Here is a 26,727-nt window from a genome sequence, read left to right as displayed (position 1 = left end):
AATTCTAGAATCTGCCCTGAACACTGCTGATTGGCTCAGGCATCGAAATACTCGATTTGCTGCCCGATGCGCAGTTGGGACTGGATGGCCAGGATCCATTTCGGATCGGCCAGCACGCGGTCGATGGCGACGCGTAGCCGATAGAGCGTAAGCCCCCGGCAAACTCATCTTCCCCCAGCCGCTTAGCTCGCTAACCCAAGCGCGCGCCGCTGCCACCTGAACTGCCGCGCACCGAGATTCGCCATGAGCCGGACTCCACCATCTGCGCCTGCGGCTGCCCGATGCAGCGTATCGGCGAGGACGTCAGCGAGAAGCTCGGCTACACGCCGGGGATCTTCACTGTCGAGAGCCATGTGCGCGGCAAGTGGGCCTGCCGCCCCTGCCAGACGATCCGCCAGGCGCCGGTTCCGCCACAGGTGATCGACAAGGGCCTGCCCACCGCCGGGCTCCTCGCCCAGGTGCTGGTCGCCAAATACGCCGATCACCTGCCGCTCTATCGCCAGGAAGGCATCTTTGCCCGGGCGGAAATGGCGCTCGCGCGCTCGACGCTGGCCGAATGGGTCGGCCTCTGCGGGGTTCTCACCATTGATGCAATGGGCACTCAGACAGCCATCGCAGACGAGATCCGTGAGCGGGGCGCCGACTACGTGTTGTGCGTGAAGGACAACCACCCGAAGCTGCTCGACTCGATCCTGCTGGCCCAGGCAGGCGTTGGCGGAGTGCTGCAGGCTGCCTCGAACTGGGAGAGCCACAACACGGGACACGGCCGGGAAGAATGGCGCCGCTGCTGGGCTTTCGACGCGGGCGACAGGCTTTACAAGGGCGATCAGTGGCGCGAGCTGCAGAGCTTCGCCCTCGTCGAGCACACACGCCGTATCGGTGACAGGACGAGCGTTGAACGCCGCTACTACATCAGTAGCCTGGCCCCGGACGCCGAGAAGTTCATGCGCGCCGTGCGCAGCCATTGGGAAGTGGAGAACCGGCTGCACTGGTGCCTGGATGTTCAGTTTGGCGATGACTACGCCCGCGCACGCACCGGCCACGTTGCCCATAACCTCGCGCTGGTGCGCCATATCGCGTTGAACCTGATCCGGTTGAACACTTCGGTCAAAACCAGCATCAAGACCAAGCGATTGCTGGCGGCGACCTCGGATGAGTTTCGGGCTGCCTTGCTGGGGTTGGCGGTTGAGCCAAAGACCGACGGCGATGAGGAGGAGGATTGATGTCGGATGGGTAGCTGCGGGAGCCCTGGCTACCGGGCGTTGCCCTCCCGCAGGGAGTACATCCCCAAGGCGGACGGCAAGCAGCGCCCGCTGGGCATCGCGGCGCTGGAGGACAAGATCGTCCAGCAAGCCGTGGTGTCGGTGCTCACGCCGATCTACGAAGCGAACTTCCTCGGCTTCTCGTATGGCTTCCGGCCAGGGCGCAACCAGCATCAAGCGCTGGATGCAGTGGTGGTGGGTATGCAGAAGAAGCGCGTGAACTGGGTGCTCGACGCCGACATCAAGGCATTCTTCGACACCGTCGATCACGCCTGGATGATGCGATTCCTCGAGCACCGGATCGGCGACACGAGAGTCTTGCGATTGATCCGCAAGTGGTTGACGGCCGGCGTTGTCGAAAACGGGAACAGGACCGATGTGTGGGTGGGTACCCCGCAAGGGGCAGTGATCTCGCCGCTACTGGCGAACATCTACCTGCACTATGTCTTCGACCTATGGGCGCATCGCTGGCGAGGCCGCCATGCAGGAGGGGACGTGGTGATCGTTCGGTACGCTGACGACAGCGTTCTCGGGTTTGAGAGCAAGAGCGACGTGATCCGATTCCTTGAGGACATTAAGGTGCGGTTCGCCCAGTTCGGGCTGACGCTGAACGAGGACAAGACGCGCGTGCTGCAGTTCGGTCGCTTCGCGGCCCAGGCACGCATAAAGCTTGGGCTTGCAAAGCCACCGACGTTCGACTTCCTGGGGTTCACCCACATCTGTGGGAAATCTCGGTCGAACGGCTGGTTCCAACTGAAGCGGCTGAGCTCGGCGAAGCGAATGCGTGCCCGCCTCAAGGCGATCCGAGAGGCGCTGATGCGCCGTATGCACGAACCGATCCCCGTGGTTGGTCGTTGGCTGCGGCGCGTGGTCCAAGGCTACTTCAACTACCACGCCGTACCGGGCAATGTTAACCGCTTGGATGCGTTCCGCAAGGACGTGTCCCGGGCGTGGCTGCATGCGCTGCGACGGCGAAGTCAGCGTAGACGAATGCCTTGGGCCCGGTTCGGGCGTCTGGTCGAACGCTACCTCCCGCGGGCCCGGGTGCTCCACCCGTATCCGCATCAACGCTTTGCGTCATGACTCAAGGCAGGAGCCGTATGCGGTAATGCCGCACGTACGGATCTGTGCGGGGGGCGGGGCGGAGAGTAATCGTCACGTGTGAAGCGAGATAGTCTTATGGAGACATGCGAAATATTTATTTGTTAAATTTAACAAAAAATATAAAAATATTAAAAATAATTGAATTGGTTCGAGGCGGCATGCGGCGCAATGCGTCAAGTCATGATCTCGACCCGGCCTGTTCAACCGCAGCGGACAGCACGACGATCGGCCGCGTCCTCGTCGTGGATGGGGCTCGCGTTCGAGCCGGAGAAGGCTTGCGCTTGGCTAAACATCTGTCAACGCCAGGAAACGGAAATCAGCGCGGCGGTGAACTCCTCGGTGCAGCACATCATGCCGTGCATCACATCTGGAGGACGCTTCGATGAAACGTTCGCTCAAGTGCTGCAGGCCCTCACTACAGGTAGGAGGGCAGGCACGGATGCTGTCGAACTGCTCTAGCACTTGTTCGCGGACCTCGGCCGACGAAGCATACCCACAAGGAGGTAGTGTGGCTTAGGTGTTCTATCGATATTTCACATTAATTTACAGTTAACGAAGGGGACGGTGCTGACACGGAAGTGGGACCCAAGCTTTATGTCAAATACAACCACTGTGGTGGAGGTCGTGCAAGGAGCTATTCGGAGCCATATTGCCGCCGTTGTGGACAAAAATAGCGAAGATGTCGACAGATGTAGATATGTCGTTCGAATTCTGAACGGGGTCACATCCGGCATCGCGGATCTCGTCCTCAGCTTCGTCGTGCTACTCATCCTGCCTGAACAGCATGAACTAGATGCATCTGGAAGCGTGAAAACTCCTATCCGAGTGTAATCTAGTGCGAGAGCTGCATAAAATAACCATTTTTGCAATAGGTCTTTTTGAGTATTTCTAATCAGTTCCCAGATTCGTCTATGAAGGAGAGGTCGTGTCCATTTCAACCCAGCTAAAGCTGTTGATCGCTGCGGCAATATTCAGCTTGATCGCGCTCACGACTATCAGCTACTTCAACACCGAAGGCCTGTTTAGCGCGGCAGGCTACGCAAACGTCAATACGGTTCCGAGTACCGAGCTGCTCGGACGCATCTCCACACGGATCGGTCAAGAGCGTGCCCGCACCTACCGCCACGTCCTTGCTAGCTCCGACGCGGACAAGCAGGAGATCAGGACATCGATCACAGAAATCCGGAGCGAGATCCAGAAACTTTACGCAGCATACGAACCCCTGATTTCCGATGACAAGGATCGTCAGCTGTTTGAAGCAAGCCAGCGACTCTTCAAGATTCACACGCAAAGTGCGGATCAGCTCCTACGCTTGTCGGATGAGCGCAAGACGCTCGAAGCCGAGAATGGGCTGAACGCCGACACGGGCCTCTCCCGCCAAATTGCAGAGCTTTTGGATGCGCATATCATCTACAACAAGCGGCTCGGAGATGAAGCTGCGAATCGCGCTCAAGTGACAAAATCAGCTGCGCTGAAAGCAATGATAGGGCTTGCCCTCGCCGTTGCTGTTCTTGTGCTCGGAATCGGATTTCAGATCACACGACGCATTGCCGCAAAGCTCGATCTGGCCGATCAGCTTATCCGCCAAGTCTCATCAGGGGATCTTCGCGCAACCCCGGCTAGCGCGATAGAGGGCCCTTCGGATGAGATTGGCCGCGTGCTAATGACGCTGGAGCAGATGCGGTGCGGCTTGTTGGATGTTGTCGGCCATATTGGATACAGCTCCAGCGCAGTGATGAATTCGTCTCGTCAGTTGGCTAACTCGGCAAACGATGTGTCATCGAGCTCCGAGTTGCAGGCCACCTCAACCTCGGCAGCAGCGGCGGCAGTCGAGGAGCTAACGGTTTCCATTGAGCACGTTGCCACTAGTGCAAGCCACGCCGCACGGGAAGCGGCACATGCCGAAAATATGGCTCGCACCAGTGCGGATGAAGTGGAAGTGTCGGCCGCTCGCATCGCCGAGGTCGCATCACAAGTGGAACGTACGGCCGGGCAGCTTGCTCTGCTGGCCGATCGTGTGCTCGAGATCGACAAGATCACCACTGTAATTAGAGATGTCGCCGAACAGACCAATCTGTTGGCTCTCAATGCCGCCATTGAGGCTGCTAGGGCGGGTGAGCAGGGTCGGGGTTTTGCTGTGGTGGCCGATGAGGTGCGGAAACTGGCTGAGCGGACGGGCTCGTCGGTGAAGGAGATTGGGGCCGTGATTGAAGCAGTTCACGTGGGTGCCAACTCATCTGTCGAAAGTATGCGCACGAGTCGTCACTTGGTGACGGAGGTCGTCGGGACTGCACACCGCGCAGCTAAGTCAATGAATGAAATCCGGGAGTCGGCATCGCTTGTCATGCGGTCAATACAAGATATCAGTGACGCACTAGACGAAGAACGACAGGCCGCAACCGACTTGTCGCGCAACGTGGAAGAGGTGGCTCAGCTTTCGGAGCGCAATGTTGCCGCTGTGCGCACTGTTTCCGTGACCGCTGAAGAGCTCACTTCGGTATCAACCGCGTTAAGCACGTCTGTAGCAAGATTCAGAACCGTTTAATCAAATTCGTAGGGTTGGTAGTGCCTTACGAAATCAAATGGGAAGAGCGCGGAGTCTATTCACGCTTCTGCGAGGTCGTCAGCGGATAGGAGCTTTGTACCCACGCAGTTGCTGTGCCCTCCGATTCGCGTGTTACTGACGTTGACTATGCGATCGGAGACTTCACGGATCTGGAGTGTTACACGATCAGCCGCACCGAAGGCCTGTGCACGGCGGCAACCGACTCATTGCTTCAAAATTCCCGCTGGCCGTTATTAATTCAAAAGAATTGCCTGCGGACTTAGTGTTCTTGAGCAGCATCGTCTATCGTCAAAAATGAGCATGAGGCATATGAAAATATTTTTTGCTGAGGGTGACGCCCGAAAGTGGGTTCATGATGCTGGTGGAGAGGTATTGGAGAAATTGTGGTGCTTCATTTTGAATAGCTGCAAGGTGATTGGGGCGCATTCAGGAGACGCGCAGATGGCTGCTTGGCCTACGTCTAATGCATGGCGGTAGGCTATAGCCTGCGTAATGCTCCTCCGTAGTCTAGCCGCTACGCGCAAAGACAAGGTTCTCAATAGGGGCGAGGTTGAAAAGATGCCATGCAGGACTTTCGATCAATATGCTCATCTGAGATGCCGAGTCTGTAATTCAGGCGAGTTATGCGGCAACCGGCTCGCGATGCCTGTACTGCTAGAACTAACTTGATGAGCGGGCAGTCGGATGACGATTTTATAGCATGTGCAACACGAAATGAGTTCAGCTATGTCAGCTAGTTCCCACTTGGTCGATATTTTTCCGTGGAATGAAAATTTCGCGACGGGTATTGAGATTGTCGACGAGCAGCATAAGCGCTTGGTTGAGTTGCTCAATGTGCTTGTTGGACATCTGGCGTTCCAGTCCGATGCGCCGACATTGAACAAGATATTTGACGAACTGAGAGAGTACACAGTCGTTCATTTTTTAACCGAAGAGAATATATGGCACCACTATTTCGAGAATGACCCGTGGGATGAGTGGCATAGGAAGGCCCATGGCGACTTTGTTGCTAAGCTGTTGGAGATAAAGGCTAAGGAGAGCGAGGAGACGACGGACGAGGTGATCGAAGAAATTGTCGCTTTTCTCACTAATTGGTTGGCGTTGCACATCATTGAGTCCGATAAGCGCATGGCTAAGGTCGTTCTTGCCCTGCCATCGGGAGTATCGTTGGAGCAGGCCAAGGAGCTGGCCAACGCCGAGATGGCGGGGGCGACCCACGTCCTGATCGATACGGTCATGGGGATGTACGACAAGCTGGCCAACCGAACCATTCAACTGACCCGTGAGATCAATCGACGTATCAAAGCTGAGGAAGAGCTACGTGCGGCGAAAGAAGAAATGACGCGCCTGCGCGACGAAGCTGTAGTCGCGAATCAGGCGAAGAGTGCATTCTTGGCTAACATGAGTCATGAGATCCGTACGCCGATGAGCTCCATTCTAGGGCTTACGCACCTTTTGCAAAAGAGCATTCAGGATATGGAGCACGTGGAAAAAATAAGAAATATTTCCGAATCAGCCAAGCATTTGCTCGAAATTATCAATGACATTCTTGATTTTTCAAAGATTGAAGCAGGCCGTATAGAGCTTGAAGCTATTTCGTTCAACATTGGCGCCCTGTGCGATAAAATAAACAGCATGTTCGGTGAAGGCATGCGCGCAAAAAGGCTGCAATTTGTCTTCGATGTAGATGAGTCGTTGAGAAAAATTTCCTTGATAGGGGACCCATTAAGAGTTGGTCAGATTCTCATCAATTTTATGAGCAATGCCATTAAGTTCACGGAGTGTGGTCGTATTGTTCTCAAGTTCAAGGAGGAGTCACGTCTTGACTCGAAGATAAAAGTAAGATTTGAAGTGGAAGATACCGGGCTTGGCATTCCCGAAGGAGATCAAGCACGTATATTTGACGCGTTTGAGCAGGTTGATATGTCCACCACCCGAAAATTTGGGGGATCCGGCCTTGGGCTTGCTATTACGAAGCGGTTAGCTACGCTAATGGGCGGAGAGGTTGGCTTGAGAAGCATTCCTGGCTCAGGCAGTACGTTCTGGTTCGCCTTGACGCTCGACTATGGTACGGCGACCTTTTCTGACGTAATCTCAAAGATTGATCAGACGTTAAGAGTCGGTAGTCGTGTATTGTTGGTTGAAGACAATGAAATAAACCAACTTGTCGCCGCCGAGTTACTTGAAAGCGCGGGCCTAAATATAGAAATCGCCAGTCACGGAGCTGAGGCGATGAAGAAAGTCCGAGATTCTTCTTACGACCTAATTCTGATGGACATGCAGATGCCGGTTATGGGGGGGCTCGAGGCAACAAGAGAGATCCGTAAGCTCGGTATGACCATGCCAATCATTGCGATGACTGCCAGTGCTTTTGAAGAGGACAGAAAAAGCTGTAAGGACGCCGGGATGAACGACTTTGTAACCAAACCTGTGGATCCCGACCTTCTTTATGCAGTTCTTGCAAGATGGATTCCTCAGTGATAGGGAGAGGAATGTGTTGGGGAAATGCAAGCGCAGAATTTAGATAACGAGACTGCGCTGAAGTGGCGTAATGAGTCTCCCCGGGTTTCCTAGGAACTCTGTAGCCTCAGAGCATGTTGTTCTGCTATGGGACAAATGTGATAGACGAGCCAGGCATGCAGGTAAAGGGTCTTCGCCGTTCAAAGTGAATCCGGACTGCGATGGATAAGCGGGACCCAGATCAATGCGCGCAACGATGAACCGTCTGTGTTATTTTTCGGTTTACGACAGCAATTGGCTCAAAGGATCGGCAGGCGATGTGCTGCACCCGGTGTTGTGCGCCGTGGGGTTCAATCTGTGCTGGCTGATGCGGGCTGTGGCCCGTCTGGGGCTGAAAGCTCATTTGCGCTCTTCGTGCTGGTCGGGATGCTTGGGTGGGTGGTCAGCGGCGAGGGGGCATGGCCGGCGGGTAGGCGGCCGGGGGCGGTGACTTGAATATTTCAGGACCGACTAACAATGTGGCACTGGTTGTGGCTGGTCGGTGCCAAGGTGTTCCGCCCATGCTTGCACGACAGAGTGGCCAGAGTCTACGTCAGCCAGCATTTCTTGGGAGGTGTCGGTCGGTCGCACTGGCAACCGAACTCGCCCATTCTGCCACTGCGTCGAAATATCCTGGCATTGAAGGCTCGCTGAGATAGAACGCTTACAGGCCAGCCTCATCGAGTAGCTCTGATGCCTTGGCTCCCAGAGTTGAGGCCACAAGAATCAAGTTCCGCAGGGAGATGTTCTTCTCCCCTCGTTCCAGCACCCCGATGTATGTGCGGTGCAGCCCTGACTCGAACCCCAAGTCTTCCTGCGACCAGCCGCGCACCTTCCGGCGATTGCGGATCACGAGGCCGAGTGCTTGCTCAGGCGTGGGAAGGTGTTCGGTGGTCACCCACCGAGTAAACCGTCATGCGCTCTTTGAATCGACACTCTAAAAGTAGCATAATGCCAATCGAGTTGGCTTTCCTTCGGTTGTTCGATTTCGGCCTTGAGGCTGCTTGGCAAAGAAGGAGTGGAGGGCTCGTCAGGCTCCGGTAAGCCTGCCCATGATGACTACCCCAGAGGATTCAAGATTGAAGAAGCTGATACTGACCGTGGCCGCCGCCTCCCTGGCGGGCTGTGCTTCCATGCAGCCCACCTACCAGACCGAATCGACCTTCGTTATCTACGATGTGCAGCCTGTGAGTGTGGATCGCACCAGGTTGTTGAACGCCGTGCTTGAAGCGGTTCAGAAGCACTCGAGTCAGGTTCGGGTGAACAGAGACATTCCACCTGCGGTGCTCCCAGAGACCCCGGGGCGCTTTGAACTGAAAGATCCGTTTGGCGGCACAAAGATGGGGGCCCTGCTGGCCGCGCAAGCGCAGAACGTGCGTGTTCCTGTCTGCAAGGATGCGCTCATGACTCTGGCCTCGGACAGTACGAGCATGGCGCAGTACGGTGAGAGAACGAGCTTCTTCGTCTGCGTTCTGCCATACAAGAGTGGCTATCAGATCGACGTTTACGCGACTTTCGTCAAGGCAAGTGGCGGGATGACTCCCCAGGCCCTCGGATCTGCTGCAGCCCGCTCCCTGATCGGGGATTCAAGCCAGTTCATCCCCCGTGCGATGAACGATCTGCGTTTGGCTGCCGAGTCTGTTGGTGGGCAGGTGACGGTCGTGGACAGCTACATTCCAGAGGCCTTCAAGGGTGCGTTTGTGAATCAAGCTGGAAGTGCCAACAAGTGAAGAGCACCTGACCGGACGGAGTGTGGCGAGATGGATAAGCGTGTTGTAGGGACGTTGTTGGGCATCGGGGGGATGTGGCTGTGGTTCATGCCCTGGCGTCAGTTCTCGATTGAGGCGTTTGACTTCTACCAGACAGGGAGCCACATGGGAGGTGTTGCGTACATGCTTCTCATGAGTTCCCTTGCTTATGCGGTGCTGGCGTGGCTTCCTCAGCCTGTTCCTCGCATTATTGTTGCATTGGTGGCGATGCTGCTCGCAGGGCTCTTCTGGTTGAGCTTCGGTGAGAGTGCAGCATGGGGATTGGTTGGTCTGTGTCTTCTGAGTGGGGTCAGCCTAGTCGAGGCGATTCAAGAACATCTCGCTTTTAAACGCGCGGCGCAATCCAAGGCGTCGAGGGATGGTTAATCACCTCAGACCTCGCGATCTTTCTCGGTGGCAGTCAAGGTGGATTGGAGCTCTCTGTAGTGGTCTAATTTTCCCGGACACCTCGATAGGTGGATGATTCACCCACCGAGGAGAAATTGATAAGCAAAAAGCGCAGATCGTTCCGTTCGATACGGAGTTCAAGCTTCAGGTCGTGAAGATGATCTAGGATCAGGGCCTGAGTGTCAGGCAGGTTTGTCGTGACAAGAGTCTGGGCGAGACTGTGGTGCGTCGTTGGCTGGCGCACTTTGAGGCCGAGTTGCAGGGCCAAAACGAGATCGGCAAGCCACTGACTGCGGAGCAGCCGCGTATCTGCGTACGCGCAGCGGCGGGTTGTACCTGGCCGTGGTGATGGACCTCTTCTCGCGCAAGATCGTCGGCTGGGCCATGGCGCCCCTGCCGAACTGGTCTGCTCCGCGCTGCAGATGGCGATCACCCAGCGCGGCCCACCGGGCCTTGCTCGAACGCCGCGGTCTGCGCGCGAGCATGAGTCGCAGGGGCAACTGCTGGGACAACGCTGTGATGGAGCGCTTCTTCCTGAACCTGAAAACGGAGCGGGTTTGGCAGCGCGACTACGCCAACCACGCAGAGGCCACATGCGACGTCACCGAGTACATCGTCGGCTTCTACAGCAGCGTCCGGCTGCATTCGAAACTGGGCTATCTGTCGCCCACTGCTTATGAGCGGGACATGGCAGAAAAACACCCTATCGGGGTGTCTGAAAATACTTGACCACAACCGAGTATGGGGCCTCAGAACCCGATTCAATTCGGGGTAGCTTGGGTTCAGGGCAGCGACACCGAAGACGCCGGTATCCACTCCATTCGCGGTTCCCTGTTCTGCCACTGAACATAGAGAAGCGGCCCCTTGATGTCGATGATCAGGCCCCGGTACTCGAGCGACCGCATGGTGTAGGTCCGTACTTCTTCCGAGTACTTCACGACCGGTTCCGACTTGACCACGATCGTGTCGCCGATCTTCAGGCTGCGAACATACTCCTCACGTCTTGTCTGCCTTGAGGCAATCCGTTCTTGCTCCTGTGCAGCATAGTTCCGCCTTTGCATAGCTTGCCGTTCGATATCCGTTAGGCGCGCCTGAAGAGGCTTAATCACATGGTCCGGGTCGTAGCTTGAGTAGGTGTCGATGAAGGCTTTGATGGCGACTTCATTCGTGGTGTTGCGGATCCCCTCAAAGCGCGCCCTGTATTGCCAGAGCGGCTCGGTGCCTCGAACCATTTCCACTGCACCCGTCTGGGCCAGGATTCGCTCAAGCAGGCTGCGATCCAGGATCCTGTTGCCGTCCTCGTTGACGAAGAGCCGAGAGTTGCAGCGGTTGTAGTCGCCCGATTTTGAAGACCTGACCTCGGATCCAGGCTTGCAGGTGGTGTCCCAGCCACCTCTCGGAAAGTCCGGATCCGCCTTCCAATCCGCCTTCGGAAACAGCTTCACCCGCTCGGTATTCGAGTTGTTGATATCCCCAACCTCCGACGCTGTCCAGGTGCCATTGGTATTTTTCAGGTAGATCGGAATCCCGTAGCGCTGCTCGATCGGTAGGGATTGGAGTTGGTGTTTCACCGGGGAGGGCGGGTGAGGTTTTGGCTTGGTTGCGCACCCGGCAAGAGTGACGCTGATAGCCAGCGTGAGGGCCAATTTGTTCATGCTTTTGTCCTTGTCTGAGTGGCTTGACGGAATGTCTTTTGATGGACTCCCCGCCGAGGGAGTCTTGGTGCTCGAGTCCAACGATCTAGGTGCTAAGTATTCCTTAGTATGCCATAGGTGTAGTTCCTAAGAATCTCTTAGTCCTCATGTGCAGGGGACGAGGATGGACGAGAGGTCAGTGTTTGCGCGGCGCCTTCGGGCAGCCCGCGAGTCGAAGGGTGTGTCGCAGAAGCAGCTGGGCATCCTTGCCGGTATCGACCGGTTCGTCGCCAGTGCCCGGATCAATCAGTACGAGCGTGGCAAGCACGTGCCCGACTTGCAGATGGCCCAGCGCCTTGCCGCCGAACTCCATGTCCCTGTTTCCTACCTGTATGAGCCCGAGGACGACCTGGCGGAGCTGATCCGCGTTCTCGGTGGATGCAGCCCGGATCGACTCCGCGAGTTGCTCACCCAGCTTCAGGAGGGGTGAGCTGACGGTTTAGGTCGAGCGCCCGTCGGCGCCGCAGCCTCACGACCGAGGTATTGCACCTCGATTCTGTGCCGGCACCGCGCATGAGCTCTTCGGGTTTCCCCCAGAATCCCGAGTGCCGCGCCGTGTACCGCACGCGTTCTCTCCTGATGCCCGGAGTCAGTCAGTCCTCCTTGCACCCACAATGCGTCAAGCAGTCGGATTGCCAGATCCGCCCGGATGAAGAGATCGGCATAGGCATTGGCCAGAGGGCTGCGGATGTCGGTGTCGAGATGTTCCAATGCGCCTGGCTCACCTTCCTGCAAGCCGTTCGCCTCGAGCTGCTTCCGAGCCCAGCCGATCATGTTCTCGACCTTGCGGGCCTGCTGCTGGACGTAGGCTTTTAGGTACCGGGGTTCTTCCAGAGCGTAGCGGTGGCCCAGAACGTGGGGAGCAAAGACGCTGATGGCGTAGAGGCGCCAGCTGGTTTCGTCGAAGTGCTTTCTCCAGATCCCAATCAGTCGTGGATTGGAGAGGAGGACTGAACGGGAAATGCGGGTGCCACGCAGTGGCGGAATTGATGGACGAGCGTCGTCCTCATGATGATTCATGAGCGTCTCCAAGCGATGTCGGGGGAGGGGAGTGACGGGACGTCCGCTGTCATGAACAGCATAGCGAATCGTCCCCAAACCCTAAGCGAAAGCTGCGACCTGCTACTGAGCGTTTGCCTCGCAGCCGATCCGGGCTGAGTTCATTCCCTCAGGACATAAGGCCGCCCGCCCAGGTGTCGGTGGTAGGCACCGAACCCGCCTTGTGTCGGCGCGTTGCGGGCGACCAGATCTGCCTGGCCGGATAGGCGATCGACCATGGACAGGATGTGGGCATCAAGGCTGAGCGGTTCGCGCAACCCGAGCCAGTCTGGCGCCCCTTTGGCGGCGGTGATGGCGTGCAGGAGCGCCAGATAGTGCGCTTCCGGCACGATCACCCGGTGCTGGGCGCGGGCGGCGGCGATCCACTCGAGCACGGTGTGCTTGTGGCCGAGGAGGGTGCCGCGTTCGGTCATCTCGAAGCGACGGTGGCGACCATTGAAACGGTACTCCTCGGCCTTGCCGGCGTCGTGCAGCAGGCTGCTGGCGAGAAGGACAGGAAGATGCGCTTCCGCATGATGGCTGGCGAGCGCCAACGCCCGCTCGGCGACTTCGACCGCGTGGCGGAAATTGCCGTTGCGTCCATTGTGATGCCCGGCCAGAGAGCTCGGTCCATCCAGATAGCGCTCGAAGCGGTGGTGGTCCCAGAAGATCGCGTTGAAGAGATGCTGGAGCGGTCGTCCCAAGCCTTCCCAGAGTTGGGCTGCACGTGCCACCAGAGGCCTGTCCTTGACCCAACTGTGGGGGATGGTGGCAAAGGGATTCAAGCTGGCTTCCGGTCGCTCCAGTTTGACGAGGCGGGAGATCCGGATGGCGCCCGTCGTCGACACCGGGCGACCGAGCCAGCGGATCGACACCAGCGCGCCGGCCGTCAGTCGGTTGTCGGGCTGGCGGCACAGCCACTCCACCTTCAGGCCTGCCTGCTCGTGAAACAGAACGGCCTGACACAGCATATGGCGCTCATCGAAGGGGAATCGCGCAATCGATTGAATGCGGAGCACCGGGGGGAGCCGATCCACAAGCTGATCTGCGCCTGGCAGGCGGCTCGTACTGAAAGTGACTTTGACCTCAGACATCGCAGTTCTCCTTGAGCGCTTCAACGGGCAGGGCCTGGCTGGCGATCGATTGAGTGATCAGCCGCTCGAAGGCTGAGCCGTCACGACGGGTGAGATTGGGGACGTAGCGGGAATAGACCCGGAACAGCATCTCGGTGGTGGTATGGCCGAGCTGCCGGGCAATCCACTCCGGTGCCTCGCCGGCGGCGAGCCACAGGGTCGCGGCCGTGTGGCGGCACTGGTAGGGGCGCCGCTTCTTGTGGCCCAGATGACGTAGCAGCGGATACCAGACCCGGTTGGTCACGTTCTTGTGATCCAGCGGCTTGTGCAGGCGGTTGCAGAAGACAAAGTCCGAGTGCTTCCCCGTCGCCGCCTGCTGACGTTTCAGGGCGTCGAACACGAGCTGGCTCATCTGGATGTCCCGTTGAGAGCCGTCGGTCTTGGTGTACTCCTCGTCGCCGAGGACGACCGTCTCGCGGACCAGAATCAGTCGGCGCTCGAAATCGATGTACTTCCACTTGAGGCCGTCCACCTCTCCGGTGCGCATGCCAGTGAAGAAGCGCACGGTGAAGTAGTCGCGGAAATCCTCGCGTACGGTGGCGAGGATGGACTTCACCTCTTCGAGGGAGAAGGGATCCACATCGGTCCGCTTGATACGAAGCTGTTTGATGTTCTGGTAAGGCGTGGGAAAATTGAAGCGGTCGGCCGCTTCGTTGAGGATTTGCCTGAGCGGGTTCAGCATTTTGTTGATCCGTGCAGCAGACAGTTTGGTTTCCTTGCCCCGCGCGGTTACTTTGCCGAGTTCGGCGCGGTAGGCAAGTACGTCAGCCTTGGTGATCTGGCCGACCGCCATCTCCCCAAAGCGGGAAATCAGGCTGTCGAGTTCCCTGCGGATGGTGATCCGGTGGGACTTGCGCCACTCCACTTCCTTCTCCAGGTACCAGGTCTCCGCGAAGTCCTTGAAAAGAGGTGTCGGGGCGACCGTGGGTGCACTCGGTGCCGTTGCGGTCACCGTGACGGTCCCGGCCGGTGCGGCGTCGAAACGCGCTGCGTTCTTGCTGGCCGGGAAGTAGCGACGGTAGTCGAAGGTGCCGGCGGCGATGTCGGCTTCGATGCGGTCGAGTACCTTCTGGACTTTTTTCCGATTGGCGGCTGTGTCGGGGAGAGCGGTTTGTTCCCGGCAGCGAATATCCCGGTAGCGGAAGTCCAGAAAGAGTAGGTTGTTGTCGGTTCGCCGACGAATACTACCCATGACACACACCTCCGTTTGCCATCGGGATGGCGAAGCTGTCGCCGGCCGACTTCAGGCCCATGTCTCGTTCGATGTGCTCCCAGATGTACAGAATCTTCCGGCCACCAAACGGGCGGATGTAGTGCTTTCCCTCAAGGAGTACGCTGTCCTTGAGGCGTTCTCGGATGGTTCGTGGGTCGTACTTGATGAGGCCCGACAACTCGTCGGTGGTGAGGTAGGTCAGTGACATGACGGTCTCCAAGAATTAAAATCACGCAGAACTGCAAAAACGCATTCAGCTAGGCGTTTTGTCGTTCTGAATGACATTCTATCTCTCAGAAAGTCGTTGTCAATCCATTTTTGTCATTCAAGATGACTTTTTGTTCTGGAGGAAAGAATGATCCGATGCCACCTGTCCCGGATGATGGGCGAGCGGAAGCTCAAGATTGCTGACGTTGCCCGTGAAACGGGCCTACACCGCAACACGATTACCCTGCTATACAACGAGACGGCCAACCGGGTAGACATGGAGACGATCGATTGTCTCTGCGCTTTGTTTGCGTGTGGGGTAGGGGATTTGTTTGAGCGAGTGCCTGACGATTTGGGTTCGTGAAAAATAGAGGCACGGAAAGCAGCACTCGACTCCTAGCTTTTGGGCAAAAGCTGTCAGAGTGCGAGGCACGGCATGGGCACAGGATGGGCACGGCGGGGGCACAAAACAAAAATGGGCTAGATCTTTCGATCTAACCCATTGAATTTGTGGCGCGCCCGAGACGATTCGAACGTCCGACCCCTGCCTTCGGAGGGCAGTACTCTATCCAGCTGAGCTACGGGCGCGCGGTTTTCGACAGCATTGCTTTCGAGGCGCGCAGGATAGCGCGAATCGGGTCCGGAGTCCATGCTTTGCCTGACAGAAAGCGGATACCCCCGCTATAATCAATGCTTTATTAAATCTTGCCCGTTCTCGAGGAATTCAGCATGTCGGATTTTCGTCGTTCCCCCGTCCGTTCCTACGCGCGGATTGCGCTTTCTCTTGGTGTTGCCGTGATGGCAACCCAGCTCGTGGGTTGTGGCAAGAAGGCCGCGGTCGATGAAGAGCTGGCTGCCAAGCTGATTCAGCCGGTGGCAAGTGTTTCCCTGCAGGCGGCGCCTGCTGCGGCTCCGGGCAGCCGCAAGGGTGAGCAGATCTACGCGTCCGTGTGCGGCGCCTGTCACGACAGTGGTGCTGCCGGTGCGCCGAAGGCGGGCGACAAGGGTGCCTGGGGCCCCCGTCTGGGTGCCGGCCTTGAGGGCCTGGCCAAGTCGGCTGCAGCCGGCAAGGGCGCGATGCCGCCGAAGGGTGGCGCTGCCGATCTGACCGACGACGAGCTGAAGCGTGCCGTGGCTTTCCTGGCCAACAAGGCGGGTGCGGGTTTCAAGGCGCCGGAGTGAGGTTTCGCAGTACCGGTTCGTAGCCTTCGGGTTACGGGCCGGCGCAGGACGCAAAAAATGAACGTAAAAAAGCGCAGACCGAAGTCTGCGCTTTTTTGTTGGGTCCCCCGCGCATGCCGTCAGGCCTTCATCCTGAACCGGAGTTCAGGGGGGCCGCATTCCTTCCGCATCAGGCACACTCGACGAGGAGCGCGCACACCAGCGGTTTCATTGGGCAGCGATCCATGTCACGTAGACATTGGTTCAAGGAATATTAAGCCTTGACCAACACCGCAGGGGATTAATCAAACCTGTGTTGCTCAGCCACCTTGGGTGGGCTAGAAGAGCGTTTCCTGCTCTGCCAGGGCACCGTCTAGACGACTGTTGATGCGTTCGATTCTACGCTTGAGCGTCGGGATGTCAAACCCGCCGGCACGCTGAAATTGCAGAAATTCGTGAGTAATGTTGAGGGCCGTCATCACCGCCAGACGTTCGCCGGCGGAGTTGGTCTTGTCGGCCAGGTCGCGCATTTTTTCGTCGAGGTAGGTGACGGCGGCGAGTAGCCCGTCCCGCTCTTCGGGCTTGCAGGCGACGCGGTATTCGCGCCCCAGAAGCTTGATGTCGAGTTGTTCCATATCAGGCCTCCGGGATGCGGGCGAGCAGTGCTTCGAGGCGACTGCCCACCAGCCCGAGCTTGTCGTTGAGTTCGCGATTGGCGGATTCCAGGGCGTCGACCCGCTCCTGCAAGGCGCGGTTTTCGGTTTGCGCGCTTGCGTACTGGCTGTTCAGCCGGGCCTGGGCTGCGGCATGACGGCTGAGCAATTGTTCGAGCTTTTGTTCGAGAGAGGCGAGATCGGCGTCCATGGGCGGAATGGTAGAGAGGGGCGGTTGAGCGGTCAAGCAAGCGTGCCCGGGGTGGCGGTGAGGAGCGCCTCGGCGGCGGCGCCGGGGCCGAAGCAGGTGGCCAGGCGGGGCAGGTCGAGGCTGGCTTCGAGGCTGTCGGCGAGGCGGTCGAGATCGGCCTGGCGGCGGGCTGACAGGTCGACCCGCGCGGCATCGCGGAAGCCGGCCCAGGCGAGGAGGGCGGTGAGGGCGTCCGGGTGGTCGAAGAGGCCGTGGAGGTAGGTGCCGAGGATCTGCCCGTCGTCGGACAGGGCCCCGTCGGCCCGCCCGTCGGCGAGTTGTACGGCAGGGCGCGCCAGGGCCGGGCCGCGGGTCACGCCCATGTGGATTTCGTAGCCGCTCACTGGGGCCGCGCCGGGCAGGTGCAGATTGCCCGAAACGGTCTGCAGCTGCTTCTCGGCTTCGAGTTCGGTCTCTACGTCGACCAGGCCCAGGCCGGCGACGCTGCCGGGCTTGCCCTCGAGCCCCAGCGGGTCGTGGAGCTGGCGGCCGAGCATCTGGTAGCCGCCGCAGATGGCGACGAGCTTGCCGCCGTAGCGCAGGTGGCGCTTGATGGCGTCCTCCCAGCCCTGCTGGCGCAGCCAGGCCAGGTCGGCCTGGACGGCCTTGGAGCCGGGCAGCACGATCAGGTCGGCGGCGGGGATGGCCTGCCCCGGGCCGACCCAGCTGAAGTCCACCTGCGGGTGCAGGCGCAGGGCGTCCAGGTCGGTGTGGTTGGAGATGCGCGGATACACCGGCGCGACGACGCGCAGGCGGGCTTCACCCTTGTCGGCGCGGGCGTCGGCGAGGGCGTCCTCGGCGTCCAGGAAGAGGCCGTGCAGGTAGGGCAGCACGCCCAGCACCGGGCGGCCGGTGCGTGCCTCCAGCCAGTCGAGGCCCGATTGCAGCAGCCCGATGTCGCCCCGGAAACGGTTGATCACGAAGCCCTTGACGCGGGCCTGTTCGGTGGGGGAGAGCAGCTCCAGGGTGCCGACCAGATGTGCGAAGACGCCGCCCCGGTCGATGTCGGCCACCAGGATCACCGGGCAGTCCACTTCTTCGGCAAAGCCCATGTTGGCGATGTCGCGGTCGCGCAGGTTGATTTCGGCGGGGCTGCCGGCGCCTTCCACCAGCACGGCTTCGTAAGCATTGGCGAGGCGGCCGTAGCTCTCCAGCACCGCAGCCATGGCCCGGGGTTTGTACTCGTGGTAGTCCCGCGCCGACAGGTTGGCCACGGCACGGCCATGGATGATGACCTGGGCGCCGATGTCGGTGGAGGGTTTGAGCAGCACCGGGTTCATGTCGGTGTGGGGCTCGAGGCCCGCGGCGATGGCCTGCAGGGCCTGGGCCCGGCCGATCTCGCCGCCATCCACCGTCACCGCCGAATTGAGGGCCATGTTCTGGGGCTTGAAGGGGGCGACCCGCACGCCGCGCCGCCACAGCAGGCGGGCCAGGCCGGCGACCAGGGTGCTCTTGCCGGCATCGGAGGTGGTGCCCTGAACCATCAGGGTGCGGGCTTGACGCATGACTTACAATCCAGGGTGCAATAAGCCTTTGATTATCCCATGCTCGCCCTGCTCCTCGCCGCCCTGTTTCCTGTTGCCGTGCCCATGCTGCTGGGGCTGTCCCTTGACCGCCTCTTCGGTGAGCCGCGGCGTTTTCATCCCCTGGTGGGGTTCGGGCGCTATGCCGCGGCCGTCGAGCGGTTGATGCGCCGCGTGGGCAGCCACCGGGGCGCGGGCCTGCTGGCCTGGAGCGTGGCGGTGCTGCCGTGGGTGGCGCTGGCCGGCTCTCTCAAGGAAGCCCATGTGTGGCTGGGCGTGGTGGTGGATGTGGGCCTGCTGTACTTCGCCGTGGGGGGGCGCAGCCTGGCCGAGCACGCCCGGGCGGTGGCGGTGCCTCTGGCGCAGGGCGACCTGGCCGGCGCCCGTCAGCGCCTGTCCTGGATCGTCTCCCGCGATACCGCAGAGCTGGATGAGTCGGGCGTGGCCAAGGCCACCGTCGAGTCGGTGCTCGAGAACGGCAACGACGCGGTGTTCGGTGCCCTGTTCTGGTTTGCCCTGCTGGGCGGCCCGGGGGCCTTGATGTTCCGCCTGGCCAACACCCTGGATGCCATGTGGGGCTACCGCACCGAGCGTTACCTGCATTTCGGCTGGGCTGCGGCGCGCATCGACGACGTGCTCAACTTCATTCCCGCCCGGCTCACCGCCCTGAGCTATGCCTTGCTCGGGCATACGGCCAACGCCCTGCGCTGCTGGCGCACCCAGGCGCCGGCCTGGGACAGCCCCAACGCCGGCCCGGTGATGGCGGCGGGTGCCGGTGCCCTGGATGTGAGCCTGGGGGGGCCGGCGATCTACCACGGTCAGCTCGAAAGCCGCCCGCCCCTGGGGGCCGGCGCGCCGGCCCGGGCCGCGGACATCGACAAGGCCCTGGCCCTGGTCAGCAATGGCGTGTGGCTGTGGGTGCTGGCCGTGGCGGCGGTGAGTGCGCTGATCCATGCTTGAGCACGGCGGGCGTCTGCGCCAGGCTGCCCGGCGCTACGGCATTCCGCTGGCGGAGTGGGTGGACCTGTCCACCGGGATCAATCCGCGCGCCTATCCTGCGCCGCCGTTGGCGCCCGAGGTGTGGCAGCGCCTGCCCGAGACGGACGACGGGCTGGAGGCGGCCGCCGCTGCTTTTTACGGCAACTCCCTGTTGCTGCCGGTGGCAGGTTCCCAGGCGGCCATCCAGGCCTTGCCGACGTGCTTTGCGCCGGCGCGGGTGCTCACCCTGGCGCCGACCTATGCCGAGCATCCCCATGCCTGGCGCGGGCATCAGATCCGGGCCGTTGCCGCCGAGCAGATCGCGGCCGCACTGGGCGAGGCGGACATCCTGCTCCTGGTCCAGCCCAACAACCCAGACGGTCAGCGCTTTTCGCGGGATCAGCTGCTGGGCTGGCATGCCGACCTGGCCGCCCGGGGCGGCTGCCTGATCGTGGACGAGGCCTTCATCGATGCCGACCCCGCCGACAGCCTTGTGCCCCATGCAGGTCGGCCCGGCCTGGTGGTGCTGCGCTCGGTGGGCAAGTTCTTCGGCCTGGCCGGGGCCCGGGTGGGCTTTGTGTTTGCCGAGGCCCGCGTGCTGGAGGCGCTGGCCGAGCGGCTCGGGCCGTGGGCGGTATCGGGCCCGGCACGCCGGGTGACAGCCGCAGCGCTGGCGGACATGGCCTGGCAGGCCGAGGCCCGGCGCAGCCTGGCCGACCACAGCCGCCGGCTGGCAGATCTGCTCGACGCCCATGGCCTCGGCGGTGGCGGGGGAACTGCGCTGTTCCAGTGGCGTCCGACACCCCGCGCCCGCGCCCTCCATGAGCAGCTTGCCGCGCAGGGCATCCTGACCCGCCTGTTCGAGGCACCGGCCGGCTTGCGCTTTGGGTTGCCGGCCTCCGAATCCGAATGGGCGCGCCTCGCCGCGGCCCTTGCCGAATCCTGATTTCACAGGGAGTACTCCCCCCATGCGTCACACCCTCCTGGCCCTTGGCCTCCTGTTCGTCTCCAGCCTGGCCAGCGCGGTCGTCGATGTCACCGATGATCTGGGGCAGAGCATCCGCCTGGCCCAGCCCGCCCGCCGCATCGTCAGCCTGGCGCCCCACGTGACCGAGCTGCTGTATGCCGCCGGCGCGGGCGACAAGGTGGTGGGCGTCGTGCAGTACAGCGACTACCCGGAGGCCGCCCGGAAGGTGGTCCGGGTGGGCGGCTACACCTCGGTGGACATGGAAAAGGTTGTAGCCCTCAAGCCCGACCTGGTGGTGGCCTGGAAGAGCGGCAACCGCGACGCCCACCTGGACAAGCTGCGCGGGCTGGGCATCCCGGTCTTCATCAACGAACCGCGCAAGATCGAGGACGTGGCCCGCAGCCTGTCGCAGATGGGCCGGCTGGCCGGCACCGAGGCCGTGGCCGACGGGGCCGCCAAGGCCTTTCGCGAGCGCCACGCCGCCCTGCAGGCCCGCTATTCCAGTCGGCCCAAGGTGCGTACCTTCTATGAGATCTGGAACCGCCCGCTGATGACCATCAACGGCGAACATCTGATCTCCGACGTGATCCGCCTGTGCGGCGGTGAAAACGTTTTTGCCCGCCTGCCGGTGCTGGCCCCGACCATCGACACCGAGGCCGTGCTGGCCGCGGCGCCGGAGGTGATCGTTGCCAGCGGCATGGGTGAGGCCCGGCCGGAATGGCTGGACGACTGGCGCCAATGGGGCAAGCTGCAGGCGGTCAGTCGCGGCAACCTGTTCTTCATCCCGCCGGACCAGATCCAGCGCCACACGCCGCGCATCCTCGACGGCGCCGAGCGCCTGTGCGGCCAGCTCGACGAGGCGCGGGCGCGGCGATGAGGTGGCGCCTTGCCACGCTGCTGGCGCTGGGCCTGAGCACGGCCGGCGCGGTCGAGCCTGGGGCGGGGCCCGGGCCCATCCCCGGTGAAATCGTCACCCGCATCGGCCAGGTGGCGGCCGTTCCTGCCGACGAGCGGCTGGTGCCGGGCTATGCCGGCGCCTGGCGCATGGCCGCGGCCCAGCGCCAGGTGATCGAGGCCATCAAGGCTCACGAGGCCCGCGCAGCCAAGCCCTGCCAGGATGTCCGCGTCACCGCGACGGCCCAGGCCGCCCCCGACCTGCTCGAAACCCGGCCGCGCCATGTGCACCACGCCCTCGAGCAGTGGACCGTGCAGGCCTGCGGCGCGGCGCGTCAGTACGACGTGTGGTACCGCTTCGAGAAGGACAACTCCCGGGTGCTGGTGGCCGACAGCGCGGGGGCCGACTTCCAGGCCGAGCTCGATCCGCCCTTCCGGCGCCTGCGCGAACTGGCCGCTGCCCGTCGCCAGGAGCTTGCCGCTGGTGGCGTGCGCTGGCTCAACCTGCCCCTGCCCGCCGATAGCGTGCCGGCATCCAACGAGAGCACGCCCCGCAACTGGAGCGCCGAGTTCGTGCCCCTGGGGGAGAGCATTCGCGAGTGGACCCAGCTGGTCGCCGTGCAGGGCCTGCCGCGCAGCAAGTCGGGCGGCCAGGCGCTGATGCTGCTGGAGGGCATGCAGCGCAGCCGCGCCACCCGCTGCGGCGTGCCGCCGGGCGAGGTGAGCCTGCTGCCGCCCGGCGCCAACGCGCCCCATGGCGTGGTGGCCCAGACTTTCCTGGTGTGCCCCCGGGTGCCCGACACCAACTATGCCGAGCTGGCCGTGGTGAAGGCCATCGAGGGGCCGGACTGGCTCTACGTGGTGCAGCGCGCCTGGCGCCTGCCCGCTGGTGATGCACAGGCCGTGCTGGCCGCCGCGCAGGAGCCCCGGCTCGCTGCCGAGGCCTTCCTGGCCCCGGTGCAGCTGTGCGATCCGGCCAGGGATGCCCAAGCCTGCCCGGCGCCTTTTCCTCGTTGAGCCCTGCTGAGTCCCACTGTTAATCCCCGGAAACGCCCATGTCCCGTCTGCCCCAGCGCATCGTCTGCCTGTCCACCGAAACCGTCGAGGTGCTCTACCTGCTTGGCGAGGAGGCGCGCATCGCCGGCATCTCCGGCTTCACCACCCACCCGCCCCGGGCGCGCAAGGAGAAGCCCAAGGTCAGCGGCTTCTCCAGCGCCAAGATCGAACGCATCCTGGCCGTGGCGCCCGATCTGGTGCTGGCCTTCTCCGATCTGCAGGGCGACATCGCCCGCGATCTGGTGAAGGCCGGGGTGGCCGTGCATGTATTCAACCACCGCAGCGTGGAGGGCATCCTGGCCATGATCGAGACGGTGGGGCGCCTGGTGGGGGCCGAGGCCCGGGCCCTGGCGCTGGTGGCCGAACTGGAGCAGACCATCGCCACCGTGCGTGCCGCCGGCGAGGCCCGCGCAGCGCGGCTGGGGCGGCGCCCCCGGGTTTACTTTGAAGAGTGGAACGACCCGCTGATCACCGGCATCCGCTGGGTGTCGGAGCTGATCGGCATCGCCGGCGGCGAGGACTGCTTTGGCGAACTGTCGGTGCATCCCAACGCCCGCGAGCGCATCCTGGCGGATGCGTCGGTGGTCATTCCCCGGGCGCCGGATCTGATCATCGGGTCGTGGTGCGGCAAGCACTTCCAGCCTGCCCACGTGACCGCCCGGCCCGGCTGGGACGCCATTCCGGCGGTGGCCAACGGCCAGGTGGTGGAGATCAAGTCGGCCATCCTGCTGGCCCCGGGCCCGGCGGCGATCCGGGAAGGCCTGCCCGCCATCTCCGCCTGTCTGGACCGCCTGGCAGGGTGAGCGCGGGGGCCCGCCCTCAGCGGCGGATCCCCACCACCTTCTGGTACAGCCCGCCGAAGAAGGTCTCCTTGCGCCATTCGAAACCGGCGGTTTCGGGCACCAGGGTGTCGATCGACTCTTCCAGCAGCGAGTTGGCGAAGGGCTCCAGGTAGCGGAACACCAGGGCCATCGCCGGCCCCATGGGGTGCCACCAGCGCGGCTTGTGATAGTCCACGAAGACGATCTTGCCGCCCGGCTCCACGGCGTTGAGGAGGTTGGTCACGATGCGGCGGCGGGCCGTGGCGGGCACCTCGTGGAGCAGGAAGAAGCAGCACACGCCGTCAAAGCTGCGCCCCACCGGTTCGGTGAGGTCGGCCACCTGGGCCTGGGTGCTGGCGGGCCAGGGGGCCAGTTTGCGATGGGTGTTGGCGATCTGGATGGGCGCCACGTCGAGCACCAGCAACTGGCCCTCGTTGCCCAGCCGCCGGGCCAGCCGGGGCGAGAAATCTCCATACACCGCCGCCGCCTGCAGCACGCGCTGGCCGGGCTGGAACTCGGCCACGGCCCGGCTCATCAGCCGGTCGGCGTTGCCCCACAGAATGGCCGACACCACCACCGGGCGGTCGAGCCAGGGCAGGGTACGGTGATCGAGGTAAGCCCAGGTGTAGGTATCCCGGAGGTAGTCCGGCAATTCCCGGGGGACAGCGGAGGTGGATTCACGCATGGCTTGGCCTGGCTGGAGTCGGATCTGCCGCAGAGCGGTGGGGTGGCCCGAGAGCCGCATCCGGTCTGCATCTCGGGCAGATGATACGGCGATGAGGGAGTGGCGGGGAGAGGGAACGCGCAGATTGTTGCGTTGCGGAAATTTTTTATTCCCAGGGCTCAACCCGCTTTCCCTGCCGCCGTAATGTTGGGCTGTTCCAGCAATCCTGAACCGAGAGACAGAGCATGACGAACTGGAAGGGCGTGGATTTCGAAGGGGATCTGGCGCGCGTGGTGCGCCACATGCCGGAGGTGGAGACCTATCGGGAATCCCTCCAGACCCTTCAGGCCGTGTGGGACAACCTGACCGTGCTGGGCCAGCTGTCGGGCACCGGCACCGAGATCACCGGGATGCGCGCGGCCTTCGCCCAGCTCACCGGCACCCTGCTCAACAGCCTGGCCACCGAGTCCCGGCGCAAGGTGGCCGAAGACCTGGCGGCCCGTGCCCAGGTGAGTATCGACATCCTGGTACGCAACCTCTTCGAGCGTACCGCCGACATCGGCTTTCTGGCCACCGACAGCGACCTGTGCGCCTATGCCGAAGCGGCCAGCGACAGTGGGGAGGAGGATGAGGGGGAGCGCCAGCGCATCCTGGTCCGCTTCCGGGAGTACGTGGCCAAGTATTCGGTCTACGCCGACATCCTGCTGCTCGACCGGCAGGGCAAGGTGCTGTGCCAGCTCGACGAGACCCATCCCGTCACCCGGTCGGACGATCCGCTGCTGCACGAGGCTCTCGGCAGCAACGGAGCCTACGTGGAGCATTACGGGCCGACCGACCTGCAACCCGGCGGGCCGGCCCTGATCTACGCCTGGCGGGTCTGCCCGGCGGGCCGCAGCGAGGCGGTGGGGGTGCTGTGCCTGGTGTTCCGCTTCCAGAACGAATGCGAGCGCATCTTCCGCAACCTGTGTGCCGACGACGACTGGGCGGTGATCACCCTGCTGGATGCCCACGGCACCGTCATGGCGTCCAGCGACCCCTGGCAGGTACCCGTGAGTGCGCCGCTCGATGCCGACGCCTCGGTGCCCTCGCGGGTGCTGCGCTTTGCCGGCCGCGAATACCTGGCCGCCACCCGCGCCACCCGGGGCTACCAGGGCTACTTCGGCCCCGGCTGGCAGGGGCATGTGATGGTGCCCGTCGAATACGCTTTCGAGACCCCGGCGGCCCGGGCCCTGGAGAACATTCCGCCGGCGGTGCTGGCCCGGGTGATGGACAGCCCGGCCCTGTTCTCCGAGGCGCTGCAGCTCATCCCCCGCCAGGCCGAGGCCATCCAGCGTGAGCTCAACCGTGCCGTGTGGAACGGTAACGTGCGTCAGAGCTGCCGCCAGGGGCGGGCGGCCCAGGGCATCAACGCGTCCTTCTCCAAGACCCTGCTGTGGGAGATCAGCAATACCGGCGCACGCACCAAGGACATCTTCGAGCGCTCCATCGCCAATCTGCACGAGACCGTGGTGTCCACCATCCTGCGTGACTGTGGCGCCCGTGCCGGCCTGGCCATCGACATCATGGACCGCAATCTCTACGAGCGTGCCAATGACTGCCGTTGGTGGGCCCTGAGCACGGCCGTCCGCACGGTCCTCGCCAGTGCGCGGCCCCCGGCCGAGGCGGCGGCCCGCCTCACGCCCATCCTGCAGACCATCAACGGGCTCTATACCGTGTATGCCAACCTCATCCTGTTTGATGCGGAGGGCTGCGTGGTGGCGGTGTCCGCCGCCGACGCCGCCACGCTGGTCGGGCGCAGGCTGGGGGATGAATGGGTGGCGCGCACCCTGGCCCTGGACAACCCCCAGGCCTATTGCGTCTCGGCCTTTGCACCGACGCCCCTGTACGCCGGTCGTCCGACCTACATCTACGGCGCGGCGGTGCGTGACCCGGTGCGCAGCCACCGGGTGGTCGGCGGCATTGCCATCGTCTTCGATTCGGCCCCCCAGTTGTCGGCCATGCTCGCCGACTGCCTGCCCGAGGCGGCGCCCGACGACGCCCACGCGGGCATCGCCGTGTTCGTCGGGCCGGACGGGCTGGTCATCGCCAGTGCCGGCCCGGACGTGCCTGCCGTGGGCAGCCGCCTCGAGCTGCCCACCGAGTATTTCGATCTCGCCCCCGGCGCCTCCTGCAGCGGCATCGTGGCCCACGCCGGGCGCTTTCATGCCGCGGCGGCGCGCATGTCGGCCGGCTACCGGGAGTACAAGGGCCCCGATGACGCCTATCGCAACGACGTGGTGGCGGTGGTCCTGATCCCCCTCACCGACGCCGACGAGCACGCCACCGCCCCTGCCCCGGCGGCCGCCCGCAGCGGTGTGACCCGCCACCTCAAGGGCACGCCCGACGATGTCACCGTCGAGCTGGCCACCTTCCATATCGGCGGCAGCTGGTACGGCATGCATTCCAGCGACATCGTCGAATCCATCGATGTCCAGCGCATCACCACCTTGCCCGGGCTGCCCGCCCACGTGCGCGGCTGCGTGATGTACGAGGGCGATCCCATCATGGTGGTGGACCTGCGCGACTACGTGCACGGCGAGCGCGCCGGCACGCCGAGCCAGATCGTCATCGTCCGTGGCGCCACCAATGGCCAGCGCCTGGGCCTGTTGGTGGACGAGCTGGGCGAGATCCCGGAAGTCCCGGTGTCCCTGATCCAGCCGGTGGCCGGCCTCTTCCAGGGCAGCGCCAGCCTGGTGGACAGCATCGTCAAGACCGAGGGCGGCCAGGGCGGCGAGCTCCTGTTGTTGCTGTCGGCCGACAAGCTGTCGGCGCGCCTGGGTGACGAGACCGGGATCGTCAGCGCCTAGGGCCCGGGCACTGGCGGGGTGCCTGCCGCCCCTGCCATCATG

The 26,727-nt window shown here is 62.4% G+C and carries 25 protein-coding genes, 1 tRNA gene, 1 other RNA gene and 2 pseudogenes; 17 read left to right on the top strand and 12 right to left on the bottom strand.

Annotation, left to right across the window (positions count from 1 at the left end):
- Window positions 1-140: 140 nt before the first annotated feature.
- The 5 genes and pseudogenes from L6Q67_RS18510 to L6Q67_RS18490 all read left to right on the top strand — a co-directional run bounded on the left by L6Q67_RS18510 (window position 141) and on the right by L6Q67_RS18490 (window position 7,413).
- Window positions 141-1,223 (top strand): annotated as a pseudogene (locus L6Q67_RS18510) (ISAs1 family transposase).
- Between the two features lie 39 nt (window positions 1,224-1,262).
- The gene (gene ltrA / locus L6Q67_RS18505) at window positions 1,263-2,345 is read left to right on the top strand and encodes a group II intron reverse transcriptase/maturase (protein WP_367171654.1); all 1,083 of its coding nucleotides are present in this window, start codon (window positions 1,263-1,265) and stop codon (window positions 2,343-2,345) included.
- A gap of 104 nt (window positions 2,346-2,449) precedes the next feature.
- Window positions 2,450-2,752 carry a hypothetical protein gene (locus L6Q67_RS18500; protein ID WP_296572972.1) on the top strand — a complete coding sequence of 101 codons (303 nt, stop codon included), beginning with the start codon at window positions 2,450-2,452 and terminating at the stop codon, window positions 2,750-2,752.
- 539 nt (window positions 2,753-3,291) lie between these two features.
- Complete coding sequence (locus L6Q67_RS18495; protein WP_296572970.1) at window positions 3,292-4,911, top strand: methyl-accepting chemotaxis protein; 1,620 nt, start codon at window positions 3,292-3,294, stop codon at window positions 4,909-4,911.
- A 747-nt stretch (window positions 4,912-5,658) separates the two neighbouring features.
- Window positions 5,659-7,413 (top strand): bacteriohemerythrin, encoded by a 1,755-nt coding sequence (locus L6Q67_RS18490; RefSeq protein ID WP_296572968.1) that lies wholly within the window; start codon window positions 5,659-5,661, stop codon window positions 7,411-7,413.
- Window positions 7,414-8,095: 682 nt separating this feature from the next.
- Here L6Q67_RS18490 and L6Q67_RS18485 read toward each other — a convergent pair.
- Entirely contained in the window at window positions 8,096-8,329 is a 234-nt protein-coding gene (locus L6Q67_RS18485; protein WP_296572965.1) for a helix-turn-helix transcriptional regulator, read from the bottom strand.
- Window positions 8,330-8,510: 181 nt separating this feature from the next.
- Between L6Q67_RS18485 and L6Q67_RS18480 the strand changes: the two genes are divergently transcribed.
- The 3 genes and pseudogenes from L6Q67_RS18480 to L6Q67_RS18470 all read left to right on the top strand — a co-directional run.
- Window positions 8,511-9,161 (top strand): hypothetical protein, encoded by a 651-nt coding sequence (locus L6Q67_RS18480; RefSeq protein ID WP_296572962.1) that lies wholly within the window; start codon window positions 8,511-8,513, stop codon window positions 9,159-9,161.
- A gap of 30 nt (window positions 9,162-9,191) precedes the next feature.
- Window positions 9,192-9,566 (top strand): hypothetical protein, encoded by a 375-nt coding sequence (locus tag L6Q67_RS18475; RefSeq protein ID WP_296572959.1) that lies wholly within the window; start codon window positions 9,192-9,194, stop codon window positions 9,564-9,566.
- A 327-nt stretch (window positions 9,567-9,893) separates the two neighbouring features.
- Window positions 9,894-10,316, top strand: a pseudogene (locus L6Q67_RS18470) (integrase core domain-containing protein); the annotation flags it as partial.
- A gap of 53 nt (window positions 10,317-10,369) precedes the next feature.
- On the opposite strand, the gene L6Q67_RS18465 reads toward L6Q67_RS18470, so the two are convergent.
- Window positions 10,370-11,242 carry a hypothetical protein gene (locus tag L6Q67_RS18465; RefSeq protein WP_296572956.1) on the bottom strand — a complete coding sequence of 291 codons (873 nt, stop codon included), beginning with the start codon at window positions 11,240-11,242 and terminating at the stop codon, window positions 10,370-10,372.
- Between the two features lie 163 nt (window positions 11,243-11,405).
- Between L6Q67_RS18465 and L6Q67_RS18460 the strand changes: the two genes are divergently transcribed.
- Complete coding sequence (locus tag L6Q67_RS18460) at window positions 11,406-11,711, top strand: helix-turn-helix transcriptional regulator (protein ID WP_296572953.1); 306 nt, start codon at window positions 11,406-11,408, stop codon at window positions 11,709-11,711.
- Here L6Q67_RS18460 and L6Q67_RS18455 read toward each other — a convergent pair.
- The 4 genes from L6Q67_RS18455 to L6Q67_RS18440 all read right to left on the bottom strand — a co-directional run bounded on the left by L6Q67_RS18455 (window position 11,699) and on the right by L6Q67_RS18440 (window position 14,873).
- Window positions 11,699-12,301, bottom strand: coding sequence for a hypothetical protein (locus L6Q67_RS18455; RefSeq protein ID WP_296572949.1), 603 nt, complete (start codon window positions 12,299-12,301; stop codon window positions 11,699-11,701). The two genes, L6Q67_RS18460 and L6Q67_RS18455, sit on opposite strands and share 13 nt — an antisense overlap.
- Before the next feature lie 140 nt (window positions 12,302-12,441).
- The gene (locus L6Q67_RS18450; RefSeq protein ID WP_296572946.1) at window positions 12,442-13,413 is read right to left on the bottom strand and encodes a metal-dependent phosphohydrolase; all 972 of its coding nucleotides are present in this window, start codon (window positions 13,411-13,413) and stop codon (window positions 12,442-12,444) included.
- Complete coding sequence (locus L6Q67_RS18445; RefSeq protein WP_296572944.1) at window positions 13,406-14,644, bottom strand: site-specific integrase; 1,239 nt, start codon at window positions 14,642-14,644, stop codon at window positions 13,406-13,408. The genes L6Q67_RS18450 and L6Q67_RS18445 overlap by 8 nt, the downstream gene beginning before the upstream one ends.
- Window positions 14,637-14,873: a hypothetical protein gene (locus L6Q67_RS18440; protein ID WP_296572941.1), complete on the bottom strand. Its 237-nt coding sequence runs from the start codon at window positions 14,871-14,873 to the stop codon at window positions 14,637-14,639. The genes L6Q67_RS18445 and L6Q67_RS18440 overlap by 8 nt, the downstream gene beginning before the upstream one ends.
- Before the next feature lie 147 nt (window positions 14,874-15,020).
- On the opposite strand from L6Q67_RS18440, the gene L6Q67_RS18435 reads away from it, so the two are divergent.
- Window positions 15,021-15,236, top strand: coding sequence for a helix-turn-helix transcriptional regulator (locus L6Q67_RS18435; RefSeq protein ID WP_366945156.1), 216 nt, complete (start codon window positions 15,021-15,023; stop codon window positions 15,234-15,236).
- A 147-nt stretch (window positions 15,237-15,383) separates the two neighbouring features.
- Here L6Q67_RS18435 and L6Q67_RS18430 read toward each other — a convergent pair.
- Window positions 15,384-15,460, bottom strand: a tRNA-Arg gene (locus tag L6Q67_RS18430).
- A gap of 141 nt (window positions 15,461-15,601) precedes the next feature.
- On the opposite strand from L6Q67_RS18430, the gene L6Q67_RS18425 reads away from it, so the two are divergent.
- Window positions 15,602-16,054, top strand: a complete 453-nt coding sequence (locus L6Q67_RS18425; protein ID WP_296572936.1) for a c-type cytochrome — start codon at window positions 15,602-15,604, stop codon at window positions 16,052-16,054.
- Window positions 16,055-16,154: 100 nt separating this feature from the next.
- On the opposite strand, the gene ssrS is transcribed toward L6Q67_RS18425, so the two are convergent.
- The 4 genes from ssrS to L6Q67_RS18405 form a co-directional block, all read right to left on the bottom strand.
- A non-coding RNA gene (gene ssrS / locus L6Q67_RS18420) (6S RNA) lies at window positions 16,155-16,336 on the bottom strand.
- 35 nt (window positions 16,337-16,371) lie between these two features.
- Window positions 16,372-16,668, bottom strand: coding sequence for a cell division protein ZapA (locus L6Q67_RS18415; RefSeq protein WP_296572929.1), 297 nt, complete (start codon window positions 16,666-16,668; stop codon window positions 16,372-16,374).
- Window position 16,669: 1 nt separating this feature from the next.
- Complete coding sequence (locus tag L6Q67_RS18410) at window positions 16,670-16,897, bottom strand: hypothetical protein (RefSeq protein ID WP_296572926.1); 228 nt, start codon at window positions 16,895-16,897, stop codon at window positions 16,670-16,672.
- Window positions 16,898-16,929: 32 nt separating this feature from the next.
- The gene (locus tag L6Q67_RS18405) at window positions 16,930-18,441 is read right to left on the bottom strand and encodes a cobyric acid synthase (RefSeq protein ID WP_296572923.1); all 1,512 of its coding nucleotides are present in this window, start codon (window positions 18,439-18,441) and stop codon (window positions 16,930-16,932) included.
- A gap of 39 nt (window positions 18,442-18,480) precedes the next feature.
- Between L6Q67_RS18405 and cbiB the strand changes: the two genes are divergently transcribed.
- The 5 genes from cbiB to L6Q67_RS18380 are packed head-to-tail and all read left to right on the top strand — an operon-like array spanning window position 18,481 to window position 23,157.
- Complete coding sequence (gene cbiB, locus L6Q67_RS18400) at window positions 18,481-19,419, top strand: adenosylcobinamide-phosphate synthase CbiB (RefSeq protein WP_296572921.1); 939 nt, start codon at window positions 18,481-18,483, stop codon at window positions 19,417-19,419.
- Entirely contained in the window at window positions 19,412-20,383 is a 972-nt protein-coding gene (cobD, locus tag L6Q67_RS18395) for a threonine-phosphate decarboxylase CobD (RefSeq protein ID WP_296572918.1), read from the top strand. The genes cbiB and cobD overlap by 8 nt, the downstream gene beginning before the upstream one ends.
- A 22-nt stretch (window positions 20,384-20,405) precedes the next feature.
- A complete protein-coding gene (locus L6Q67_RS18390) occupies window positions 20,406-21,281 on the top strand; it encodes a cobalamin-binding protein (protein WP_296572916.1) in 876 nt (291 codons plus the stop codon).
- Window positions 21,278-22,315 carry a hypothetical protein gene (locus L6Q67_RS18385; protein WP_296572914.1) on the top strand — a complete coding sequence of 346 codons (1,038 nt, stop codon included), beginning with the start codon at window positions 21,278-21,280 and terminating at the stop codon, window positions 22,313-22,315. The genes L6Q67_RS18390 and L6Q67_RS18385 overlap by 4 nt, the downstream gene beginning before the upstream one ends.
- Before the next feature lie 38 nt (window positions 22,316-22,353).
- Window positions 22,354-23,157 (top strand): cobalamin-binding protein, encoded by an 804-nt coding sequence (locus L6Q67_RS18380; RefSeq protein WP_296572912.1) that lies wholly within the window; start codon window positions 22,354-22,356, stop codon window positions 23,155-23,157.
- A 16-nt stretch (window positions 23,158-23,173) separates the two neighbouring features.
- Here L6Q67_RS18380 and rquA read toward each other — a convergent pair whose 3' ends face one another.
- Window positions 23,174-23,860 (bottom strand): rhodoquinone biosynthesis methyltransferase RquA, encoded by a 687-nt coding sequence (rquA, locus tag L6Q67_RS18375; RefSeq protein WP_296572909.1) that lies wholly within the window; start codon window positions 23,858-23,860, stop codon window positions 23,174-23,176.
- A gap of 224 nt (window positions 23,861-24,084) precedes the next feature.
- Between rquA and L6Q67_RS18370 the strand changes: the two genes are divergently transcribed.
- A complete protein-coding gene (locus L6Q67_RS18370) occupies window positions 24,085-26,685 on the top strand; it encodes a chemotaxis protein CheW (RefSeq protein WP_296572905.1) in 2,601 nt (866 codons plus the stop codon).
- The last annotated feature ends 42 nt before the right edge of the window (window positions 26,686-26,727 follow it).

Origin of the sequence: Zoogloea sp. (assembly GCF_023150065.1) — a bacterium.
Lineage (GTDB): Bacteria > Pseudomonadota > Gammaproteobacteria > Burkholderiales > Rhodocyclaceae > Zoogloea.
The sequence above is the reverse complement of the archived record's forward strand: the minus strand, read 5'-3'. Positions and strand labels throughout refer to the sequence as shown.

What these genes read in the sequence shown, in the direction of transcription:
- cbiB (WP_296572921.1), top strand. Translation starts at nt 18,481, where the DNA reads ATGCTCGCCCTGCTCCTCGCCGCCCTGTTTCCTGTTGCCGTGCCCATG.
- L6Q67_RS18460 (WP_296572953.1), top strand. Translation starts at nt 11,406, where the DNA reads ATGGACGAGAGGTCAGTGTTTGCGCGGCGCCTTCGGGCAGCCCGCGAG.
- L6Q67_RS18440 (WP_296572941.1), bottom strand. Translation starts at nt 14,873, where the DNA reads ATGTCACTGACCTACCTCACCACCGACGAGTTGTCGGGCCTCATCAAG.
- L6Q67_RS18435 (WP_366945156.1), top strand. Translation starts at nt 15,021, where the DNA reads ATGATCCGATGCCACCTGTCCCGGATGATGGGCGAGCGGAAGCTCAAG.
- L6Q67_RS18410 (WP_296572926.1), bottom strand. Translation starts at nt 16,897, where the DNA reads ATGGACGCCGATCTCGCCTCTCTCGAACAAAAGCTCGAACAATTGCTC.
- L6Q67_RS18405 (WP_296572923.1), bottom strand. Translation starts at nt 18,441, where the DNA reads ATGCGTCAAGCCCGCACCCTGATGGTTCAGGGCACCACCTCCGATGCC.
- L6Q67_RS18475 (WP_296572959.1), top strand. Translation starts at nt 9,192, where the DNA reads ATGGATAAGCGTGTTGTAGGGACGTTGTTGGGCATCGGGGGGATGTGG.
- L6Q67_RS18490 (WP_296572968.1), top strand. Translation starts at nt 5,659, where the DNA reads ATGTCAGCTAGTTCCCACTTGGTCGATATTTTTCCGTGGAATGAAAAT.
- L6Q67_RS18425 (WP_296572936.1), top strand. Translation starts at nt 15,602, where the DNA reads ATGTCGGATTTTCGTCGTTCCCCCGTCCGTTCCTACGCGCGGATTGCG.
- cobD (WP_296572918.1), top strand. Translation starts at nt 19,412, where the DNA reads ATGCTTGAGCACGGCGGGCGTCTGCGCCAGGCTGCCCGGCGCTACGGC.
- L6Q67_RS18415 (WP_296572929.1), bottom strand. Translation starts at nt 16,668, where the DNA reads ATGGAACAACTCGACATCAAGCTTCTGGGGCGCGAATACCGCGTCGCC.
- L6Q67_RS18465 (WP_296572956.1), bottom strand. Translation starts at nt 11,242, where the DNA reads ATGAACAAATTGGCCCTCACGCTGGCTATCAGCGTCACTCTTGCCGGG.
- L6Q67_RS18385 (WP_296572914.1), top strand. Translation starts at nt 21,278, where the DNA reads ATGAGGTGGCGCCTTGCCACGCTGCTGGCGCTGGGCCTGAGCACGGCC.
- L6Q67_RS18445 (WP_296572944.1), bottom strand. Translation starts at nt 14,644, where the DNA reads ATGGGTAGTATTCGTCGGCGAACCGACAACAACCTACTCTTTCTGGAC.
- L6Q67_RS18450 (WP_296572946.1), bottom strand. Translation starts at nt 13,413, where the DNA reads ATGTCTGAGGTCAAAGTCACTTTCAGTACGAGCCGCCTGCCAGGCGCA.
- L6Q67_RS18380 (WP_296572912.1), top strand. Translation starts at nt 22,354, where the DNA reads ATGTCCCGTCTGCCCCAGCGCATCGTCTGCCTGTCCACCGAAACCGTC.
- L6Q67_RS18390 (WP_296572916.1), top strand. Translation starts at nt 20,406, where the DNA reads ATGCGTCACACCCTCCTGGCCCTTGGCCTCCTGTTCGTCTCCAGCCTG.
- L6Q67_RS18500 (WP_296572972.1), top strand. Translation starts at nt 2,450, where the DNA reads ATGCGAAATATTTATTTGTTAAATTTAACAAAAAATATAAAAATATTA.
- L6Q67_RS18455 (WP_296572949.1), bottom strand. Translation starts at nt 12,301, where the DNA reads ATGAATCATCATGAGGACGACGCTCGTCCATCAATTCCGCCACTGCGT.
- L6Q67_RS18370 (WP_296572905.1), top strand. Translation starts at nt 24,085, where the DNA reads ATGACGAACTGGAAGGGCGTGGATTTCGAAGGGGATCTGGCGCGCGTG.
- rquA (WP_296572909.1), bottom strand. Translation starts at nt 23,860, where the DNA reads ATGCGTGAATCCACCTCCGCTGTCCCCCGGGAATTGCCGGACTACCTC.